Origin of the sequence: Carnobacterium jeotgali MS3, assembly GCF_000745125.1 — a bacterium.
In the GTDB taxonomy this organism is placed as follows: domain Bacteria; phylum Bacillota; class Bacilli; order Lactobacillales; family Carnobacteriaceae; genus Carnobacterium_B; species Carnobacterium_B jeotgali.
This window is the reverse complement of record NZ_JQNF01000003.1, coordinates 366437-389026: the sequence shown is the minus strand read 5'-3', so window position 1 is coordinate 389026 and position 22590 is coordinate 366437. Positions and strand designations below refer to the sequence as shown.

Here is a 22590-nt window from a genome sequence, read left to right as displayed (position 1 = left end):
TCACAGAGAAGATGTTTCATCTTCGGCGGGATTCATCTTTTTTACAAAGTGTCTGGGTCACGTAGCTCAACAACAAGGTGCGGAAAACGACGCTTAGTCTCAATTATAGGATGCGTAACTTCCTGTTTAGATACGCTGTTTAACAAAAAAATGAATAAATCTAAAGTACGAAAGGAATTAGGGGTATGTCCACACAAGACTTTGAATCTGCGAAACAACGGGTTTTCGACTTGCGAACATTATTAGATAAATATAGTTATGAATATTATGTAAAGGATACACCATCTATACCTGATGCAGATTACGATAAGTTGTATCATGAATTAGTAGCTTTGGAGGAAGAATTTCCAGACTTAATCAGCAATGATTCGCCAACACAACGCGTTGGTGGAACAATTTTGCCTGGGTTTGAAAAAGTGGTTCATGAAGTACCAATGTTAAGTCTCGGAAACGCATTTAACGAAGGCGACTTGCTTGATTTTGACCGACGCATCAAAAAGCTAACTGATAAGCCTTTTAGTTACATTTGCGAATTAAAAATCGACGGTTTGGCTGTTTCGTTAAAATATGAGAAGGGCAAATTAGTTCGTGCAGCAACACGTGGAGATGGGACTGTTGGCGAAAATGTGACTCAAAATATTCGTACCGTTAAATCGGTTCCGTTGCGTTTGAAGAATGCCTATTCAATTGAAGTACGTGGCGAATGCTATATGCCCAAAGATTCGTTTATTAAATTGAATCAAGATCGAGAAGAAAATGGCGAAGCTATCTTTGCAAACCCACGCAACGCAGCAGCTGGTGGCTTGCGCAACTTGGATACTAAAGAAACAGCTAAACGAAATTTAAATACTTTTCTATACACAGTTGGCGATTTTGGTGAACTAACGGCTATCAGCCAAGAAGATGCCCTCCACCAACTAGACGAATTAGGTCTTCGTACTAATCAAGACCGCAGAGTGTTCCAAACGATTGAAGAAGTGTGGGCCTACACGCAAGAATTTCAAGAGAAAAGAACTGCTTTGCCCTATGAAATCGATGGAATTGTAATCAAAGTAAATGAATTTGACGTGCAAAAAGAAGTTGGGTTCACTGTTAAAGCGCCTAGATGGGCTATTGCTTACAAGTTTCCAGCAGAAGAAGCTCATACAGTAATACGCGATATTGAGTGGTCAGTTGGCCGTACGGGTGTTGTGACGCCAACGGCTATCATGGATCCTGTTCAATTAGCGGGTACCACTGTCCAAAGAGCAAGTCTCCATAATGAAGATTTGATTCATGAGCGAGATATTCGTTTGCTAGATACCGTTGTTGTGCATAAAGCAGGCGACATTATTCCAGAAGTCACTCGTGTTGTTTTGGATGAACGTCCGGAAGAAAGTCAGCCCTATCTGATTCCTACCCATTGTCCAGCTTGTGACAGCGAATTGATCCATTTGGAAGAAGAAGTCGCATTGCGTTGCATGAATCCAAAATGTCCAGCACAAATTACAGAAGGATTGTCTCATTTTGTTTCTCGAAATGCGATGAATATTGACGGATTAGGTATCAAAGTATTGCTGCAAATGTTTGAAAAAGAGATGGTCCATGATGTAGCCGATTTGTATACATTAACGTTTAATCAATTGGTTACTTTAGATAAAATTAAAGAGAAATCAGCTAATAATTTATTGACGGCTATTGATGCTAGTCGCAGCAATTCGTTAGAAAGACTGTTATTTGGCCTGGGAATTCGTCATGTTGGAGCCAAGGCTGCCAAATTAATTGCTGAACGCTTTGAAACGATTGAAGCTGTACAACAAGCTGAAAAAGAAGCTATCATAGCGATTGAAGGCATTGGAGAAATCATTGCTGACAGTGTGGTTGCTTACTTTAGTTTGCCAGAAGTAACGGAACTGATTCAGGAATTGAAAAACAGCCAAGTCAACATGACTTATTTGGGCAAGAAAAAAGAAGAAGTCGCAACAGTTGATTCTTATTTCAATGGGAAAACGATTGTATTAACAGGAAAACTCACTCATTTTACCCGTGAAGAAGCCAAAGAACGAATTGAGAATCTTGGTGGAAATGTGACTGGGAGCGTTTCTAAGAAAACCGATTTGGTTGTTGCGGGTGAAGAAGCTGGCAGCAAATTAGATAAAGCTGAATCGCTGAATATTCTTGTCTGGGATGAAGATCAGTTGCTGAAAGCATTAGAAGGAGAGGAATAAGTAAATGAACAAAAAAGCAATCGCCTTAATGGCTGTTTGTGCATTTCTGTTAAGTGCTTGCCAAACGGAAGACCCGAATACCAAAGAAAAAGAAACGGTTGGTAAAGAAATAGAAACAACAAGCCAATTATCAAATGATTACTACAGTGCGATCATTACGGATGGTGCCTACCAAACTAGTTTAAATAGAGGAATAACATTAGGTTTAAATTCAAACGTGAATTTAAAGGCTTTTGAAACTGGATTAATGGATTTGTCGCAAAAACACTACGCAACAGATACTTATTACTTTCAGGAAGGCCAATACATCGACGCGGATACTACCAGTAAGTGGCTAAGTCGTGTAAGTGAAGAAAATCCAGAAGGGTTAAATCCAGAAGACAATGGAGATGTGGAACCAGATGGACGAAATCCCATTTATTTAGATTCATTGTTGGAGCAAGATTATATGATTAAAAAAGGTGATGGATTTGAATTAGGTGGAATCTCTATCGGTTTGGCTATGAATAGTGTCGATTACTACACAAAAAAAGAGTTCGGATCAGAATTTGAAACAAAAATCTCAAAAGAAGAATTATTAGCTGAAGGGCAAAAAATGGCTGATAAAATAGTCCAACGATTAAGAAAAACTGAAGGCATTGGAAATATTCCAATCGTCGTGGGTATATTTGAACAATCAACGAAAGACAATTTAGCTGGCGGTGTATACATTTCAGAAGCAATTAGTGAAGAAGGGTCAACTAGTTTAAAAGATTGGAAGTCAATCAATCAAAAGAAACTTATTTTCCCGACTAGTGGAGAGGAAAGCAATGAGTTATCTAGTTTCCAAAATTTCAAAGCAGAGATTGAAAACTTCTTCCCCAACTTAAGTGGAGTAACAGCAGAAGCACTTTATACAGACAATCAAATTATGAGTATGAAAGTATCTATCAACACACAATTTTATGGAGAAAGTGAAATAATTGCCTTAACTCAACATGTTGCGGAGAAAGCCTCCTCATTCCTATTGCCAAATATTCCAATTGAAATCACGATAGATTCAATAAATGGAACCGAAGCCTTCCTATCCAGAGAAGCAGGGGAAACCGAATTTTACTCACACGTATTTGATTAGGATGCGAAACGACCTCGATAGACACGCAGTAAAAACAAGGAATCACAGAGAGGATGTCCCATCCACGAAGAGAGTACGCTTTTTCCGAAAGCCTGTCGAACGCAGCTCAACTTAAAGATACGGAGTTTGTTGAAAAAAGGCAGCGAGAAAATATTCTCGCTGCCTTTTTTTTTCAATAATAGAGCCAAATTGGTCTATCTTAAGGTGTAAAATAAGTTTCATAGTGAAATAGATTTTCTAGATTAAGGTAAGGAAAAATAAAATACTATTAGACAAACAAAAAAAGTCCTGTTATGATAACGTTATATAAGCGCTTACACAAAATGATGAATTTTGTGGAGGGATAGAAGTGAATTTAGATTGGATAAAAGTGCGTTCGTTATTGACGCCCGATAGAATAGCTTTGGTCGACCCGATAAAAAACAGCGAGTGGACATACAAAGAGGTAAATGTTCGCGCTGAGAACTTAGCACATTACTTGAAGAAAAATGGTGTGACAAAAGGAGACAGAGTCGCACTCTATGCTCCAAATGATATTAGCTACTTTGATGTTTTGCTTGCAAGTATAAAAATAGGCGCTATTTTTATTCCATTGAATTGGCGTCTTAAACCAATCGAAATTAAAAAAGTAGTGGAAGACGCACAGCCTAAAGTCATTTTACATGCTAGTCAAATTAGCAAACGCTTGTCTCTCGTAGACGCTGCTTTGCTGTCGCTTGATGTAGACAGTAAAGAGTACAATGAAATTTGTGAACATCCAAATCATGTACCATTTCTTTCTGAATCGATAGAGCTAGAGTCGCCAGTTATGCTAATTTATACTACTGGAACGACCGGTGACCCAAAAGGTGCAATCATTACACATAATGGCATGGTTAATAATTCAATGAATACAATTATCAGTTGGAATATTACGCATGAGGATATCACGATAGCTAGCGCTCCAATGTTTCACATAGCTGGAATTTCCGGTATGATTATCCCGCTGATGTTGATTGGTGGAAAGGTCATTATCGATCGGTACTTTGATGGAACAAACACAAATGAAATGATCAAACAATATAAGCCTACCATGCTGTTTATGGTCCCAACGATGTATTATGGATTGATTAGCGCAACGAATTTCCATAAAGACAACTTAGCAAGTGTGCATACATTTGTGGCTGGAGGTTCTCCACCGCTCAAAGAAGTGGTCAATTATTTTGTGAGTGAAAAATTGCCTCTGATTAACTCTTATGGATTGACAGAAGTTGGTCCTAATAATTTCAAATTAATGAGTGAGACGGCTTTGCAGCACCCATTTAGTATTGGATACCCAAGCTTCTTCGTTGAGGCGAAAATCGTAAATGATCAGGACGAAGAAGTGGAGCAAGGACAAATTGGTGAGCTGTTACTGGCTGGCCAGCATACTTTTGCGGGTTATTGGCAGAAACAAGAAGAAACAGCTAAAGCTTTTTTGGGAGACTTTGTCAGAACAGGCGACTTAGCCAAAAAGGATGAAAATGGACTTTTTTATATTGTTGATCGAAAAAAAGAAATGATCATTACTGGTGGAGAAAATGTATTGCCTTCTGAAGTGGAAAGAGTGTTAAATGCTCATCCTGCTGTGAAGGACTCTGTCGTCGTAGGATATGAACACCCAAGATACGGTCAATCTGTTGGAGCAGCAATCATTTTTAAGGATAAAGAACGAAGTGAAGCAGAGTTAGATCAATATATGACGGATAATTTAGCAGGATATAAAACACCAAAACACTATCTTTTTGTAGATGTTTTTCCAACTAATTCGGTCGGGAAAACAGACAAAAAAGAAATTATTCGGCTATTAAATGAATGGACAACAGTAAAAACGATTAACTAAAAAAAGAATGAAGAGTATCAAAGTAAGGTGCATCTAATTTTCAATAAGATGCTAACCACTAATCTTTGAGTGCTCTTTTTTTTGTGGAAAAAATTAACGTCCAACATTTTGGGTAATTCAATTTTGTTTAAAGCACTTAAATCGGTTGTCTAGTAATTTATTCAACTAAATTTAAAATTAGTTAGTGTACAGAAACCCTTGATAAGACTACCCTTTCAAGCTGTTATTAAAAATGCTAATGTTTGGTATTACGAATTGTAATTAGAAAAATCAAAGGATGGCTATTACAATAACAATGTAAGCGCTTATATAATAAATAATAGGGAGTGTCAGAAGATGGAAAATAGAGAACAAGTATTAAAGGAAATGTACCCAGAGGATATTTTGAAATTTTCAGAAAAATTGACAGATGGAGAAATTGAAGTGTTACAACGCGTACGTAAAGCGGTAAACGAACACTTGAAACCAGTCATCAATGATTACTGGAAAAGAGGCGAATTTCCAACTGAAGAATTCAAACATGTAGCAAAAACCGGACTAATAAGTGATCCTGTATTGTTTGAGAATCAACCGAACCGATTTACGTGGGGAAATACGTACTTCTTATTCTTGGCATATGATTTGTACAAGTTTGATGCTTCGATTGCCACATTCTTTGGCGTACATGCTGGACTTGGCTATTTTTCTTTCTTATTAGGCGGCAGCCCAGAACAACAAATGAGATGGTTGCCAAAACTTCAAAATTTTGAATTACAAACGTGTTTTGCTTTAACTGAACCTGAACATGGATCTGATACAGCTGCAGGATTAGCAACTACTGCACGTCGTGAAGGAGACAAATGGATCATCAATGGAGAAAAACGTTGGATTGGTGGAGCTAGTTCAGCTGATTTGATTCCAGTATATGCGAGAGATTTAGAAGACAACAAAGTGAAATGTTTCATCGTAGAAAAAGGACAAAAAGGGTTAAGCGTAGATGATATTGATGACAAAATCGCTTTAAGAATCGTTCAAAACGGAAACATTCATTTGGACAATGTGGAAGTGTTGGAAAGCAACCGTCTACAAAATATCAACGGATTCAAAGATGTAGCTAAAATATTGTATGCCACACGTGCTGGAGTAGCTTATGCTGGTGCCGGAATGATGGCTGGATCTTTAGCAGCAGCTCTTGAATACACAACAACTCGAGTTCAATTTGGTAAACCAATCGCAAGTTTCCAACTGGTTCAAGAAAAATTAGCAAGAATGCAAGGAAATGCGGTCACTGCATTAGCTTTGAGTGCTCGGATTGCTGAACTACAAGAAAGAGGCGAGTACAGTGAAATCAATGCTTCTCTTGCCAAGATGAACAACTCTTTACGCTTAAGAGAAACGGCTGCACTGGGACGTGAAGTTTGTGGTGGAAACGGGATCACTCTTGAACGAAATGTCGCAAGATTTTTCTGTGATGCAGAAGCTATCTACTCTTATGAAGGTACTCATGAAATGAATTCATTGATTATGGGACGCAAATTAACAGGGATATCTGCTTTCGTTTAATTGAACAAACTGAGAAGATTGGAAGGTGTAAAGAATGTCTTTTAAAGATGACTATCAAGCAAAAATAAAAAGCTTAGCTGAAGCTGCTGCACAAATTCAAAGCAATGAAAGAATCATGTCAAACCCAGTTGCTGCGATGCCAATTTCATTAATCACTGCTATAACAAAGCGATACAAAGAATACGAAAATGTTACTTTGTACTCGGCATTTGTGATTCACCCATTTGATTTCTTTACTAACCCAGAAGTTGCTGAAAAAATTAGATACCATTCTTTCTTTATGGGACCACTAGAACGTCAGTTGGTTTCATACGGAACCTTTTCTGTAGATCCAGTCAACTTTTCTAACTTGAACTTGTTGATTGAACAACGCATAAAACCAACGACATTTGTTACGACGGTTTCTGAAATGGATGAAGAGGGTTACTTCAACTATGGGCCAATGGGAGTTACCATTGGTGAGGTCAGCAGCAAGGTAGCTCAAAAAGTTATTATCCAAGTAAATAAAAATGTACCAAAGGTCAATGGGACTCAGAATAAAATTCATATTGATGACGTGGATATCATTGTTGAACAAGATGAACAGTTACTTGAAATTCCAGAGACGCCTTCTAGCAATATTGATAAAAAAATTGCTGAATGTATCGTTCCACATGTAAAAGATGGTTCAACCATTCAAATCGGATTTGGTGGTTTGGCAAATGCTGTAAGTTATGGATTAGATAGCAAAAAAGATTTGGCTGTTCATACTGAAATGATTACAGAATCTATGGTGTATTTGACTGAAAAAGGCGTAATTACTGGACCAATCCGAGGCGGTTTTGCGATGGGGACACGTAAATTATATGATTTCAGTGGAGACAATGATCAAATTAGTATTGAACCATTGCACTTAGTCAATGATCCTTCTAGAATTGCTCAAATTGATAACTTTGTTTCAGTTAACGGATGTTTGATGGCTGATTTAACTGGGCAAGTCGTTTCAGAAGGAGCCGGTACACGATTCATCAGTTCAGTTGGAGGAGCAAATGACTTTGTACGTGGAGCAACCAAATCTAAAGGCGGTCAAAGCTTTATCTGCTTGCCTTCTACAAATAAAAATGAAAAAACCGGTGAAGTGACCTCGAATATCATGATGTCATTCCCACCAGCAACTCCGGTAACCGTTCCGCGCGCTGACGTTCAGTACATTGTGACTGAGCATGGAATCGCTGATATGTTCAATAGAAGTATTGAAGATCGTGTTGAACAAATGATTTCAATCGCAGATCCAGAATTCAGAGATGAATTAAGAACACAAGCCATTACTGCAGGATTCATTAGAAAATAAGTCGTTATCATTAACTTTAGTTTTGGAGGTATTGGAATGAATATAAAAAAAGCAACAGTCTTAGGCGCGGGAACAATGGGCGCTCAAATTGCAGCCTTACTAGTTAACGCGGGTTTGAAAGTTAAGCTTTTAGATATTGTATTGGATAAAGAAGATAAAAATAAATTGAGTAAAGGGGCATACGATAGAATTACTCACCCTAAAAAAAGTATGTTATACGATGCTAAATGGAGTAAAAATCTAACATATGGCAACTTTGAAGATGACTTAAAAGTAGGTGACAACTCAGATATCTTTATTGAAGCCGTTACTGAAAAATTGGATATTAAACATGGACTATGGCAAAAAGTATCTCAAATTGCGAAAGAAGATGCGATTCTTGCTACCAATACGTCTAGTATTCCAATCGGTGCTATTGCAAAACCACTTCCAGCAGAAGCAAAAGCAAGATTTGTAGGCGTTCATTTCTTCAATCCACCGCGTTACATGAAGCTAGTTGAGATTATTCCTCATAAAGCAACTAATCCTGTTGTAGTAGAGAATTTGAAAACTTTTATTTCAACCGTTTTAGGTAAAGGGGCTGTTGATGCCAACGATGTGAGTGGATTTGTTGCTAATAGAATTGGAACTTATTCTGCTTCTGATATTGCGTATCGCGCAGAACAACTTGGTTTATCTATCACTGAGGTCGATGCTCTTACAGGACAAGTACTTGGACGTCCTAAGACAGGAACCTTCAGATTGTTAGACATGGTAGGAATCGATATTGGTTACTTTGTAACAAAAACAATGATGGCTAATCCAGAAGAAGCTGCCTACTTCAAAATGCCCAAATTGGTTGAGAAGATGGTTGCACTGGGCAATTTAGGAGATAAAACGAAACAAGGTTTCTACAAAAAAGACGGTCGAAAACGCTTGGTATTTGATGTAGAAAGTGAAACGTATGTTGAACCCAAACCAGTTGAATTAGCTATCTTAAATGAATTTGGGCGTGATTTGACAAAAAACTTAACAACAATTTTTGAATCTGAAGATAAAGTCGGCATTTTCTTATGGGAAACGCTACGTAACTTGATGTATTACTCAGCCATCAATGTTCCCAAAGCAACGAATGACTACATCAATATAGACCGTGCTATGGTCTGGGGCTACAACTGGAAAGTTGGACCGTTCCAATTGTGGGATATGATGGGGCTAGATAGAGTAAAAGACAGAATGGCAAAAGAATTAGGCGAATTGCCAGAATGGATTAAGGAGCGCAACGAACCTTTCTACCAAAAAGGTCAAAGCATCAGTCCAGCGTCTAATCCAGAAGATTTTGCTCATAAACAAGTATGGAAAACAGAAGATTCAGAACTGTTCGCAACTGAAGACAACTTCTTGATGCTAGCAATGAGAACACCAAACAATACAATCACTATTGGATTCGAAGGCGATATTGTTAAAGCTGTTGATGTATTGGAAAACGAAGATTACAAAGGGTTACTGCTTTACTCAGATGGCCCACAATTTAGTGTTGGTGCAAATCTCTATTACATGAAAATGGCTATTGACCAAAATATGGTTGACACTGAAACCCGTAAAGGATCTGAACTATTCCATGAAGCCGTTAGACGCATGAAATTTGCAGCTAAGCCAATTGTGACAGCTGTAAAAGGAAGAGCACTTGGTGGCGGAGCAGAATTAGTGATGGCTTCACCATTTGTAGTGGCTGCTGCTGAATCATATATTGGATTAGTCGAACCAGGTGTTGGTTTGATTCCTGGAGGTGGAGGTTTAGCTGAACTAGCTGACCGCGTGTACCGTCAGGATGTATCAAGAGCCGATAAATTGCGTCAATTGGGCGACATTTTGACGAAAGTTTCAATGGGACATGTAACGATGAGTGCTTATGAAGCCCAAAAAATTGGATTCTTGAAAGAAACCGATATGATTATTCAAAATGAAGAGCTTGTATTTGAAGCAGCATTGCAGATGTTAAAACTGAAAGCAGCTTACAATTATATTCCAAACAACTTAGTTGAATACGAAGTGCTTGGAAGCGACTTTAAAGCTGTTGCAGCTGCACAAATTGATTCGCTCGTTGATGGACATTTTGCTTCTAAATATGATGGAGTCGTCACGGCAGCTATCGCAGATGTATTAGCAGGTGGAAATGTTCCTTTAGGGACTAAAGCCAATCAAAAATGGCTTCAAAAACTCTCAGAAGACAACTTTGTCACATTGAGTAAGAATGAAAAAACGTATGAACGCATCGTATACATGCTAGAGAAAAAGAGACCATTAAGAAATTAAACTTATACTATGGAGAAAAAGTAGGATGATTTTTCCGAGTACGCAGAAAGGATTGGAGTATAATGCAAGAAGCTTATATCGTAGCATATGGAAGATCAGCTGTAGCAAGAGGTAAAAAAGATGGGGCTTATTTTTACGATAGACCTGAAGATATTGCTGCACAAGTTTTAAAAGGCGTTATTGAAAAAGTAGAAGGTGACTTTGATCCTGCTTTGATTGAAGATGTCATTGTGGGGTGTTCAACGCCAGAAGGTCTCCAAGGAAACAATATTGCACGTACCATCGCTCTTAGAAGTGGACTTTCCACAAAAGTAGGTGGACAAACAGTAAACCGATTCTGTTCTTCAGGGCTTCAAACCATTGCTACTGCAGCAAATGCAATTATGGCAGGTCAAGCAGATGTATTGGCAGCAGGTGGGATTGAATTCATGAGTTCTACTCAAATGGGTGGAAGCGAACCGACAAATAGCCCGTATTTACAAGAAAACGGACCAAAGATCGGTATCCCAATGGGCATGACAGCTGAAAATATTGCTGAAAAATACCATGTGTCAAGAGAAGAGCAAGATCAATTTGGTGTAGAAAGTCATCAAAAAGCCTATAAAGCTCAAACAGAAGGCCGCTTTGAAGAAGAAATTATTCCAGTAGAAATTCACCGTGTGAAAACGACTGGTGATGAAGTTGAAGTGACGACTGAACTATTTGATCAAGATGAAGGCATTCGTCCAAATACAACTAAAGAAGTTTTAGGCAAATTGCGTACTGTTTTTAAAGCAGACGGTAGCGTAACAGCAGGTACGTCTTCTCAAGTTAGTGATGGAGCTGGGTTTGTGATTCTAATGTCTGGTGACAAAGTCAAAGAATTGGGCATCAAACCCATTGCGCGTTTCGTTTCCTTTAATATTGCGGGTGTTGACCCTAAATATATGGGAATTGGTCCAGTCTACGCAGTACCTAAAGCTTTAGAATTAGCGGGCTTGAAATTGGATGATATCGACTTGATTGAATTCAACGAAGCGTTCGCAGCTCAAGCGATTGCTTCAATGAATGAACTAGGCATGAACCGTGACATCGTGAATGTTAACGGCGGTGGAATTGCATTAGGACATCCATTAGGTGCAACGGGAGCGATTTTGACCGCCAAACTATTGGGTGAAATGGCAAAACGTCCTGAGACCAAATATGGTATGGTTACTATGTGTATTGGAATGGGAATGGGAGCAGCAGGAATTTTTGAATATTTGAGGTAAAATTGATTTAAATAAAAATTGAGTGTTTTTACTCCCACATTAATTAAGAATTCTTAATGTGGGAGTATTTAATTTGATGTATAATTAAGTTGTACAGGTGACTCGTTCACTCACTTATATACGAATTTTTGTGAGGAGGAGAATATGAAATTAGATATTGCACAACTTAATTATTTCATTGCTATCGTAGATGCAAATTTAAATCTGACATTAGCAGCACAAAATATTCATGTTACACAATCAGCATTGAGTCAGTTTATCATTAACTTTGAAAAAGAAGAAAGTTTGCAGCTTTTCCATCGAAAAAATGGCCGGTTGACTGGACTAACGACTAGTGGAGAAAAACTGTATGATCAAGCTTTAGAAATTGTTGGGAAACATGAAAATCTCCATGAAATGTTGCGGCAAGAAGCTCAAATTCAAGAAGGAATAGTTCGTCTTGGCATATCGACTATTATCCTGCGTCTTTTTTTCACCAAGTTTATTCCCGAATTTATGATGACGAATCCAGGAATCAAGATTGAAATTATTGAAGCAAACAACGATGAACTCGTAACAATGCTGAATGAGAATCGCATTCATGCTGCTGTTTTGGTTGACTCAACTAAATTGCATAAAGACAAATTTGAAAAACATGTATTGGCATTGTCTGAAATAACAGCTTTTATGCACCCAAATCATCCATTGGCTAAAGAAGAGAAGTTGAATTGGAGGATGTTGGACAATCAATATGTGGCCACCTTTAATAAAGGTTTTGCGACTCATACAATGGTGATGGATAAATTGAAAAAAATGAAGTCTCATGCAAAAGTATTGATTACCTCTGATTCATGGGATTATATGGTCGAAGCGACGACGCGCACGACTCTGATAGCGTTACTCCCGACTGCCAGTTTTAAAAAGTATTACAATTACTTAGACAATATTGGGGTAGTAGAAAAACACTTTCATGATCCCATTGATTACACACCTGTAGTCTGTTTCCCGGTAAAGAAAAAATACAATCCAATCGAAAAATTTGTTTATGATTCTTTTACTAAGGAATTTTCAAGATGAGAACAGGAGCGTTGAATGTGAATATCATTAATTCTTGCACAGAAGATCTCAAAGGGTACCTCGGTCAAGAAATAGCGAAAGACACGATTGCTCGTCCATATACCTCTGAGGATTTTCGAAAATGGGAACATTATTTTAAAGAAAAAGGATTGTATAAAGAAATTGCTGAAAAGGAAATCGCTGAAGAAACAATACCAGCATTAGGCGAATTTATTTACACTCTTTCACAGTACTTTCCTACTTTAGCGTGCTATTTTATGAGTAAAATTTTATTTGGAATCCTAACCTTAAAATTTTCTACGACGGATAGACAAAAAGAAATGTACTTAGCTAAACTAATAGAAGGAAATTTATTTGCGACTTTTGCCAGTAAAGAACTAGAATCGGGTTTTGAACTCAAAAGAATGCAAACGGTTGCACGTAGGAAAAAGGAGCGTTGGGTAATTAATGGAGTAAAAGAAGACGTTGTCTGTACTGAGGACGCTGATCTTTTTCTTATGCTTGGGAAGATTGATGTTCCTTTTCAAGCAGAAGACCAGTATGGGCTGTTTTTATTAGAAAAGAATATGCGCGGTATTACGGTTAATTATGATGAAAGTAAAAAAAGCGAAAGTCCTTTACGTACGGCTACTCTTACGATGAAAAATTTAACGGTGGGAGAAGATCAATTTTTAGGCAGTCTACAAAACCAATACAAAGTATTCAATCAAGTTCTTGATTTTTGGAATCTTTTATTAGCCTCATTGTTGTTGGGTAGTACACGAGCTGTATTTGATCAAGGACTTGAGCACGCGCTAGAAACGAATCGTTTCGGACAACGTTTCATGGATGCACCTTACATCCGACAACAATTTGCTCAATATAAAACGGAATTAGAAGTCACTGAACATTATTTTTTCTTCATACTTCAGCAAGCAGAACTTCAAACAATAGAAGTAACCCAATTAAAATTTAAAGCTATGGCAGTGTCAGAAGAAATAATTAACGGTATCCTTGGTATCTTTGGATTTGCCACACTACCAACTGATAATGTTTTGAGGAGATACAAGAGTATTTCTGAAGCAGCAAATTCCGTGGTGAATCACCTGATTTTTATTTGAAAAAAATTAGTAAGCAATGGACAAAATTACCATCATGAAAGTAGGTTATTTTTATGGATCAAACTTATGAAAAAAGAAAAAATGAAAACCAATCCTTTTTAAAGGCACTTGGCGGAAAGTTGGAACATATTGAGACAGGAAAAGCTGTCCTTTCTTTGAAGAGAGAAGAATGGTTGACGCAACATTTAGGATACTTTCACGGCGGAGTGGTTACGACGTTGGCTGATTCGGCCGGAGGAGCAGCAGCAGTCACGATTGTACCGGAAAATTACCAAGTTGTGACTTCTGAGTTGACCATGCATTTCCTTCGACCAGCAGTTGCAGATGAACTAATTGCCACAGCCCAAGTAATCAAGCCTGGAAAGCAGTTAATTATTGTCGAAGCATCTGTCACAGACAAAGCAACTGGAAAGCTCATTGCTAAAGCAACCGGTACATGGGTTCCAGTCAAAATAGAAGACGCTATGTTTAAGAAATAGAGGTACATGCGAGATTAAAAAATTAACACAATAAAACAAAAAATGCGGCTAGGATAATATTCCCTAGCCACATTTTTTTTACATCAATTCATGAACAAAAAATGACGTTACTTCTCGCATTGTGTTTGTTTTTACCAAATGAACTTCGTCTTCGTCTGTAAAGTAGATATTTGACAGATTTTTTTGTTCCTCTGCAAAATCAGCAACATGTTGGTACGGTACAATTTGGTCTTGTTTTCCATGCCAAATGAATAAAGGTCGGCCTTGCAAAGTTTCAGGGCGTAGCGATAAATCATAATTTGGGATCCAGTTCAATAAGTCATAATAGTCTTGTGGCAAGTAGCGCTTTAATTTTGCAGCATGCTCCACAATTCGTTCTTGGTAAGCCAGTAATTTGGGCGAACCCATCACACAAGCTGCTGCTTTAATTTCAGGATGATGGGTCAATAAGGCACATGTCGTAATGCCGCCCATCGATGTTCCACCAACCCCAATCACGTCATCCACAAATCCGATTTTACGAAAATAATCAATAATAAAACCGAATTCAAATAAATTCGTTTGAATACTTTGCCAAAAAGTTAAAGAAGGAATTTTTGAAACGGGCTGTTTTCTCGCTCCGTGATTCATAGCATCAGGCAACAAAACGCGGAATCCTTGCTGGGCTAAATAGCGTGCTTGCGTCAAATTTAATTCTTTTGATGATTGCCAGCCATGATAATAAACAATCAGCGGCAATAGATCATTTCGCTTCTTCCTTGGGACGACTTCCAATAACGGTATAGTTCCTAGTGTTCTTTTACGAATGGTTATTTCCAATTTATCCACCTCGCAGCTATCATATCAAACTAGTAGGATTAAGTGAATAGATTAGCACAGGTCATATTTTTTTGTTTTTTAATAAATAGACTTTCATTTATTTTTAAGCAAAGTAAATTCAACGTACAGCAGATAAGTGGTTTATGGTATTATAGTAAGGGAGTTTGAACTAAGATAAATTATTCAAAGAAAGCGAGTGAACAAACCGATGGCTATTACTGAAGAGGACGTAAAACACGTCGCAAAATTAGCAAAACTAGAAATTAGCGATAAAGGCATTGCTCAGTTTACAAAACAAATGGATGCAATCATAGATATGGTTGAACAATTAGATGAACTAGATACTGAAAATGTACCGGTAACAGTTCATGGTTTACGTACTTACAACGTGATGCGTGAGGACAAAGCCGTTCCAGGAACAGACCGCGAATTGTTGTTTAAAAACGTTAAAACTGAAAAAGATGGCTTAATTAAAGTTCCTGCAATAATGGAAAATGGGGAGGCAGGCGCGTAATATGAATATCACTAACTATACAGTCGAAGAATTGCATGACATGCTTGTCAAAAAAGAAGTGACGGCTCAAGAAGTAGTAAAAGCTGTATTTGCTCGCATTAATGAAACAGAAGAAAAAATTGGTGCGTTTATTACATTAACAGAAGAAGAAGCTCTTGAACAAGCACGCAAAGTAGACGAAGAAGGCATCAATCCAATAAATGTGCTTTCAGGTATACCGATTGGAATCAAAGACAACATCATCACAGATGGCACACGTACGACCGCAGCTAGTAAGATTTTGGAAGACTTTATTCCAATTTATGACGCGACGGTTACGAAAAAAATAAAAGAAGCAACTATGATTCCAGTTGGGAAATTGAACATGGATGAATTTGCGATGGGCGGAAGTACTGAAACGTCTTATTACAAAAAAACACGTAATCCTTGGAATCTTGATAAAGTCCCTGGTGGTTCTTCAGGCGGCTCTGCTGCAGCAGTTGCAGCCGGTCAAATACCAGTGTCTTTAGGTACGGATACGGGTGGATCAATCCGTCAACCAGCAGCCTTTACTGGTATCGTTGGGATGAAACCAACTTATGGCCGTGTATCACGTTTTGGATTGATTGCTTTTGGATCAAGTTTAGACCAAATTGGACCATTTACGCGTACAGTTAAAGATAACGCATTAGTTCTGAATGCTATTAGCGGACATGATGCGAATGACTCTATGAGTTATGAAGGAGCTGTTCCAGATTTCACTGCGGGTATTGAAGCAGGCGTTAAAGGAATGAAAATTGGTGTTCCAACAGAATACTTGAATGAAAAAGGCTTAGAAGTAGGCGTTAAAGAAGCGGTTCTTAAAGCTATCGAAACGTTCAAATCATTAGGGGCAATTGTTGAAGAAGTTAGCTTACCGCATTCAAAATACGGTGTGCCAGCTTACTATATCATCGCGTCTTCAGAGGCTTCGTCAAACTTGCAACGGTTTGACGGCGTTCGCTATGGGTACCGTTCAACAGAAGCTAAAACACTTGAAGAAGTTTTCGTTAAATCACGTACAGAAGGTTTTGGAATGGAAGTTAAACGCCGTATCATGCTTGGAACATTCTCATTAAGTTCAGGGTTTTATGACGCTCACTTTAAAAAAGCTGGACAAACCAGAACGTTGATCAGACAAGACTTTGATAATGTGTTTAAAGAGTATGATTTGATTTTAGGACCAACAACACCGACTACAGCCTTTGGAATCGGTGAGCAAATTGATGATCCAATTGCGATGTACCTAAGCGATATCTTAACAGTACCAGTTAATTTAGCAGGCGTACCAGCTATTTCTATTCCTTGTGGTTTTTCAAATGACCTGCCAGTTGGTTTGCAATTGATTGGGAAACATTTCGATGAACAAACAATTTATAAAGCAGCTTATGCCTTTGAACAAGCGACTGATTTCCATAAAGAAAAACCAAATTTGTAGGAGGAGAGAATCGATATGAACTTTGAAACAGTAATCGGACTTGAAGTCCACGTAGAATTAAAAACCGACTCAAAAATGTTCTCACCTGCTCCAGCTCATTTTGGTGCAGAACCGAACACAAATACAAACGTTATCGACTGGGGTTATCCAGGAGTTTTACCCGTTATCAATAAAGGCGCGATTGAATTTGGAATGAAAGCTGCTTTAGCGTTAAACTGTGAAATCTCAACGGATACCAAATTCGACCGTAAAAACTATTTTTACCCGGATAATCCAAAAGCTTATCAAATCTCGCAATTTGACCAACCGATTGGACATGACGGCTGGATTGAAGTTGAAGTTGAAGGTAAGAAAAAGAAAATCCGTATCGAACGCGTTCATTTGGAAGAAGATGCTGGGAAAAACACTCACGGGACAGATGGCTATTCTTACGTGGACTTAAACCGTCAAGGAACACCATTGATTGAAATTGTATCAGAAGCCGATATGCGCTCACCTGAAGAAGCCTACGCCTATTTAGAAGCAATCAAGCAAATTATTCAATACACAGGCGTTAGTGATGTGAAAATGGAAGAAGGTTCAATGCGTTGTGATGCAAATATTTCAATTCGTCCAATTGGGCAAGAAAAATTTGGGACAAAAACAGAATTGAAAAACTTGAATTCATTTAACTTTGTTCGTCGCGGATTAGCTTTTGAAGAAAAACGCCAAGAAAAAGTTCTTTTATCTGGCGGAGTGATTCAACAAGAAACTAGACGGTACGATGAAGCGACTGGAGACACTCTTTTGATGCGTGTCAAAGAAGGTTCAAGCGATTACCGTTATTTCCCAGAACCGGATCTACCAAATATTGTCATTGATCAAAAATGGATTGATCGTGTGAAAGAAACAATTCCAGAAATGCCGAAAGATCGCCGTATTCGGTACATCAGTGAACTGGGATTGCCGGAATATGATGCAATGGTTTTAACTGCGACAAAAGAAATGTCTGATTTCTTTGAAGGTACACTAGCCAATGGAGCAGATGCAAAACAAGCTTCTAACTGGTTAATGGGTGAAGTTTCAGCTTACTTGAACAGTGAAAAACTTGAATTGCATGATACTCAATTAACAACTGAAAACTTAGCTGGCATGATCAATTTGATTGCCGATGGAACCATCAGTTCGAAAATAGCGAAGAAAGTATTCCGCGAATTGATTCTAAAAGGTGGAGACGCTCAAGGAGTCGTTGAAGCTAATGGATGGGTACAATTAAGCGATCCAGCTAAACTGTTACCGATTATCAATGATATCTTAGATAAAAATGAACAATCCATTGAAGATTTTAAAAATGGAAAAGACCGTGCTGTCGGTTTCTTAGTTGGACAAATCATGAAAGCCACTAAAGGACAAGCTAACCCAGGAGTCGTCAACAAGTTATTGAATGATGAATTGAGCAAACGCTAAAAATTGGAGTGATAGTAAAGGAGTAATTTTATGCGAGCAAGAGTGATTTATAATCCCACTTCGGGTCGTGAAATGGTGAAAAAAAATCTAGTCGAAATCTTACAAGTTTATGAAGATGCAGGATACGAAACGAGTGCATATGCGACAACACCGAAACCGCATTCTGCTCAATTTGAAGCTGAAAGAGCTGCAAAAGCTGGCTTTGATTTGATAGTGGCAGCAGGCGGAGACGGAACAATTAATGAAGTCGTAAACGGAATAGCTGGATTGGACAAAAGACCAAAGTTGGCTATCATCCCTGCTGGAACAACAAATGATTACGCTAGAGCTTTACACATTCCGAGAAACAATTTAGTAGAAGCTGCAAAAATTATTCAAAAAGATCAATCGTTCTTCATGGATGTGGGCGAAGCTGTAATGGGAGAAAATTTGTCTTACTTCATAAACATCGGCGGCGGTGGCATGCTGACCGAATTAACGTACGATGTTCCGTCACAATTAAAATCAGTCTTTGGGTACTTAGCCTACTTTGTTAAAGGCGCGGAAATGTTGCCACGGATTAAACCAATCCCCATGCATATTGAATACGATGATGGCATATTTGAAGGAGAAGCTACCATGTTTTTAGTAGCTTTGACCAATTCCATCGGTGGATTTGAACAGATTGCCCCAGATGCTTTATTGGATGATGGGAAATTCACACTTATTATCGTAAAAACATCTAATTTGGCAGATATGATGTATTTAGTAGCTCAAGTCTTAAATGGCGGAAAGCATATTACGAATTCAAAAATCATTTACAAAAAAACAAGCAAAATAGTTGCCCGTTCCGGCGACTTCTCTAAAATGATGATCAACTTGGATGGCGAATACGGTGGCGATGCACCGGTTACGTTTACAAACTTGCATCAACACATTGAAATCATTGCATCCACAGCTGATCTCCAAAAAGCAGTGGAACAAAAAGATGCAGCTGCTGAAGATGTAGAAGATGCTTTTATCAAAGAGGTTGAAGAATTGACCAACAGCGATATTAATGGAGACGGTGAAGTTTATTCGTCAAAAAAAGAAGCAAATGAGAAATAAAGAAAAAACTTTGAATTAAAACAGCTTTTCTTGTATAATTGTAAGTCAGTACTCTATTTCGAAATTGTGAGAACTGGAAGAAACCTTTTCAGATAGCTAAAAAGGTTCTATTATTAGGTAGATTAGACTCATTAGATAACAACGTATTTTATTCCCATCCTGTTTTAGCCGGTCGAGTCAGGAACACTCCCAGTTAAGTGGATGATAGAAAGTATCAAATATCTGGCGTACTAACTGACGAAGAATAGTCAATTGCAGATTATTCAAACATAAGACACTAAACAAGGTCATTGAAGGGAGATTTTTTTATGAAAATAGATAAAGTAGTACCAGTTAAAAAGAATGAAAAACACACCGTTAAAATTGAAGACTTAACACATGAGGGTATGGGGGTAGCAAGAATCCAAGGCTATTCATTATTTATTGAAAATGCTTTACCTGGTGAACAAGTTGAAGTGAAAATTCACAAAACTGGGAAATCTTTTGGTTATGCAAAAGTAATGAACCGTTTGAACTCAAGTGAAGACCGTGTAGTCATTCAAGATGAAAATTATACGCGTGTAGGGATTACGCCGTTGCAACACATGAGATACCCAGCACAATTAAACTTTAAAAAACAACAAGTTATGAACAGTATGCAACGTATTGCAAAATTACCAGAAGTACCGGTATATGACACGATTGGGATGGCTAATCCATCAGGTTACCGTAACAAAGCGCAAATACCCGTACGTAAAATCAACGATAAATTGACAACGGGCTTTTTCCGTAAAAATAGTCATGAAGTCATTCCAATGGAAAACTTCTACATCCAAGATCCTAAAATTGATGAAACGATTATTGCAGTCCGTGATATCATGCGTGAATATGGTGTTAAACCATACAACGAAAATGAAAACACTGGGAACTTGCGTCACATTATCGTTCGTCGTGGTTATTACACTGGGGAAATTATGATTGTATTAGTAACGAGAACAGCTAAATTGTTCCCAACAAGCAAAATCATTCCAGATATTATTGAAGCCATTCCAGAAGTTGTCAGCATTGTACAAAACGTTAACCCTAAACATACGAACGTAATTATGGGTGATGATGCTATTGTTTTATATGGCGAAGACAAATACAAAGACACATTGTTAGGTAACACGTTTGAGATTTCTCATCGTTCATTCTACCAAGTGAATCCACAACAAACAGAAAAATTGTATCAAACCGTTTTAGATTTCGCTGAATTAACAGGTGAAGAAACCGTTATTGATGCTTATAGTGGAATTGGTACGATTGCATTAACATTAGCTAAAAATGCTAAACATGTTTATGGAATTGAAATAATTGAGCCAGCAGTAGTAAATGCTAAAGCAAATGCGGAACTAAACAATATTGAAAATGTAACATTTGAAGCAGGTGCTGCTGAAGAAGTTATGGTTCAATGGAGTGAAGAAGGACGCACAGCTGACTTATTAGTTGTTGACCCTCCTCGTAAAGGTCTTGAAAAAGAATTTACTGAAGCCGTTATTGCAATGAAACCAACAAAAATGGTTTACGTGAGTTGTAACCCAGCAACATTAGCACGTGACTTAGCTTTACTTACAGAAGGCGGATATACAGTTAAAAAAGTTCAACCTGTAGATCTTTTCCCTCAAACCACTCATGTGGAAAGTGTTGCATTACTAGTTCGTGACTAAATATTAAATTGCTGAACACTCCATTCTAACGAATGGGGTGTTTTTTTCTTACTAAATCTTTTTAATGATTTAATAGGAATTTTTTATGGAATAGACGGATTTGCTAGTAAGTTTTAAACATCAAGCTATTTATTGTGAATGGAAATCAAATGATTTATACTATTTATAATGAATACAAAATGATTGAGAGGATAGTCTTATGGATAAATATTTGTTTATAAAAGATCAATTTGAACAAATTGAAGATAAAGCTAAGGCTGAATCGATGGAAAAGTATATGAGAAATCAGTTTCGTTTTTATGGTGTACCATCTCCAATAAGAAAAGAAGTTTATAAATCATTTATCAAAGAAGAGAAAATGACTAAGACTATTGACTGGAATTTTCTTGATAAATGTTATGAAGATGAGCATAGAGAGTTGCACTATTTGGTGTTGGATTATTTGATTGCTTTGAATAATTATCTTACTTATGAGGATATACCCAAAATAACGAACTATATTAAAGTAAAACAATGGTGGGATACGATTGATTTTTTTAATAAGATTATTGGAAATATAGGTCTTAGAAATAGCAGGGTCGACAGTTTAATGTTGGAATGGTCTGAAGATGAAGACTTTTGGGTAAGAAGATTGGCAATCAACCATCAACTTGGCAGAAAAGAAAAAACAAAAACAGAATTGTTAGAAGAGATTATTACGAACAATTTTGGAAGCGATGAGTTCTTTATCAATAAGGCAATTGGCTGGAGCTTGCGAGATTATTCCAAAGTAAATCCTGAATGGGTAAGAAGCTTCATTAACAAGCACTCTGGTGAAATGAGTAACCTAAGCATAAGAGAAGCAAGCAAGTATATCTGAACAACTCATTCTAAAGGATGGGTTGTTTTTACTTTATAAGGTCAGAAAAGAGTTTAAATAATATTGAAGGTTAGAGAATACTCTAGTTAGATTACTAGACATAAAAACATCAATAAAGGATTTCTAAAATAGTTAGTCAATTTTGATGAAAAACAATTTAACTTTAAAAAGGCTACAAACGTTGCTACAGCAAAGGCGCAACTGATGGTTGCTAACGTGTAAACGAATAAGTGCTTTTTATATTCAGCAATTTCATAGATAATTTTGTAAGAGGGAATTTTTATAATTGTTTATGGAGGAGTTTAAGGTGAAAAGAATAACAAAATCTCAAGGGTATCAAATTTCAGCTACTTTAATTTTTGGTATCGCAATTTTTGAAGTATTAACCCAAAAAATTGGATTAGGATATATATTAATCCTGATTGGCTATTGCCTACTTCGCAAATCAGATTTGTAGAAATAAAGGCTCATTCAAAATTTAATAAACGGTC

Annotated in this window: 18 protein-coding genes; 17 read left to right on the top strand and 1 reads right to left on the bottom strand. The window is 37.5% G+C overall.

Going from position 1 to position 22590, the window contains the following annotated elements:
• The first annotated feature begins 185 nt into the window (after positions 1-185).
• The 10 genes from ligA (at position 186) to BP18_RS01905 (ending at position 14234) form a co-directional block, all read left to right on the top strand.
• The gene (gene ligA, locus BP18_RS01950) at positions 186-2207 is read left to right on the top strand and encodes an NAD-dependent DNA ligase LigA (RefSeq protein ID WP_007720606.1); all 2022 of its coding nucleotides are present in this window, start codon (positions 186-188) and stop codon (positions 2205-2207) included.
• Between the two features lie 4 nt (positions 2208-2211).
• Positions 2212-3321 carry a CamS family sex pheromone protein gene (locus BP18_RS01945; RefSeq protein ID WP_007720602.1) on the top strand — a complete coding sequence of 370 codons (1110 nt, stop codon included), beginning with the start codon at positions 2212-2214 and terminating at the stop codon, positions 3319-3321.
• Between the two features lie 349 nt (positions 3322-3670).
• Entirely contained in the window at positions 3671-5182 is a 1512-nt protein-coding gene (gene fadD / locus BP18_RS01940) for a long-chain-fatty-acid--CoA ligase FadD (protein WP_007720597.1), read from the top strand.
• 336 nt (positions 5183-5518) lie between these two features.
• A complete protein-coding gene (fadE, locus tag BP18_RS01935; RefSeq protein ID WP_007720595.1) occupies positions 5519-6724 on the top strand; it encodes an acyl-CoA dehydrogenase FadE in 1206 nt (401 codons plus the stop codon).
• Between the two features lie 34 nt (positions 6725-6758).
• Positions 6759-8054 (top strand): acetyl-CoA hydrolase/transferase family protein, encoded by a 1296-nt coding sequence (locus BP18_RS01930; protein ID WP_029277065.1) that lies wholly within the window; start codon positions 6759-6761, stop codon positions 8052-8054.
• A gap of 36 nt (positions 8055-8090) precedes the next feature.
• Positions 8091-10349, top strand: coding sequence for a 3-hydroxyacyl-CoA dehydrogenase/crotonase FadB (gene fadB / locus BP18_RS01925; RefSeq protein WP_029277063.1), 2259 nt, complete (start codon positions 8091-8093; stop codon positions 10347-10349).
• Positions 10350-10411: 62 nt separating this feature from the next.
• Positions 10412-11599 carry a thiolase family protein gene (locus BP18_RS01920; RefSeq protein WP_007720584.1) on the top strand — a complete coding sequence of 396 codons (1188 nt, stop codon included), beginning with the start codon at positions 10412-10414 and terminating at the stop codon, positions 11597-11599.
• Between the two features lie 144 nt (positions 11600-11743).
• Entirely contained in the window at positions 11744-12655 is a 912-nt protein-coding gene (locus BP18_RS01915; protein WP_007720581.1) for a LysR family transcriptional regulator, read from the top strand.
• 17 nt (positions 12656-12672) lie between these two features.
• Positions 12673-13755: an acyl-CoA dehydrogenase family protein gene (locus BP18_RS01910; protein ID WP_231549411.1), complete on the top strand. Its 1083-nt coding sequence runs from the start codon at positions 12673-12675 to the stop codon at positions 13753-13755.
• Positions 13756-13808: 53 nt separating this feature from the next.
• Entirely contained in the window at positions 13809-14234 is a 426-nt protein-coding gene (locus BP18_RS01905) for a PaaI family thioesterase (RefSeq protein WP_007720576.1), read from the top strand.
• A 78-nt stretch (positions 14235-14312) separates the two neighbouring features.
• On the opposite strand, the gene BP18_RS01900 is transcribed toward BP18_RS01905, so the two are convergent.
• Positions 14313-15053, bottom strand: a complete 741-nt coding sequence (locus tag BP18_RS01900) for an alpha/beta fold hydrolase (protein WP_007720574.1) — start codon at positions 15051-15053, stop codon at positions 14313-14315.
• Positions 15054-15261: 208 nt separating this feature from the next.
• Here BP18_RS01900 and gatC point away from each other — a divergent pair, with 208 nt between their 5' ends.
• From gatC to BP18_RS12700, 7 genes are all read left to right on the top strand, one after another.
• Positions 15262-15567, top strand: coding sequence for an Asp-tRNA(Asn)/Glu-tRNA(Gln) amidotransferase subunit GatC (gene gatC / locus BP18_RS01895; RefSeq protein ID WP_007720571.1), 306 nt, complete (start codon positions 15262-15264; stop codon positions 15565-15567).
• Position 15568: 1 nt separating this feature from the next.
• On the top strand, positions 15569-17023 hold the full coding sequence (gatA, locus tag BP18_RS01890; protein ID WP_029278353.1) for an Asp-tRNA(Asn)/Glu-tRNA(Gln) amidotransferase subunit GatA: 1455 nt from the start codon (positions 15569-15571) through the stop codon (positions 17021-17023).
• A gap of 15 nt (positions 17024-17038) precedes the next feature.
• Entirely contained in the window at positions 17039-18469 is a 1431-nt protein-coding gene (gene gatB / locus BP18_RS01885; RefSeq protein ID WP_007720564.1) for an Asp-tRNA(Asn)/Glu-tRNA(Gln) amidotransferase subunit GatB, read from the top strand.
• Positions 18470-18499: 30 nt separating this feature from the next.
• Positions 18500-19555, top strand: coding sequence for a diacylglycerol kinase (locus BP18_RS01880; protein ID WP_007720562.1), 1056 nt, complete (start codon positions 18500-18502; stop codon positions 19553-19555).
• 308 nt (positions 19556-19863) lie between these two features.
• The gene (gene rlmD, locus BP18_RS01875; protein ID WP_007720561.1) at positions 19864-21240 is read left to right on the top strand and encodes a 23S rRNA (uracil(1939)-C(5))-methyltransferase RlmD; all 1377 of its coding nucleotides are present in this window, start codon (positions 19864-19866) and stop codon (positions 21238-21240) included.
• A 199-nt stretch (positions 21241-21439) separates the two neighbouring features.
• The gene (locus BP18_RS01870) at positions 21440-22099 is read left to right on the top strand and encodes a DNA alkylation repair protein (RefSeq protein ID WP_007720559.1); all 660 of its coding nucleotides are present in this window, start codon (positions 21440-21442) and stop codon (positions 22097-22099) included.
• Positions 22100-22406: 307 nt separating this feature from the next.
• Positions 22407-22556, top strand: coding sequence for a hypothetical protein (locus BP18_RS12700; protein ID WP_007720557.1), 150 nt, complete (start codon positions 22407-22409; stop codon positions 22554-22556).
• The last annotated feature ends 34 nt before the right edge of the window (positions 22557-22590 follow it).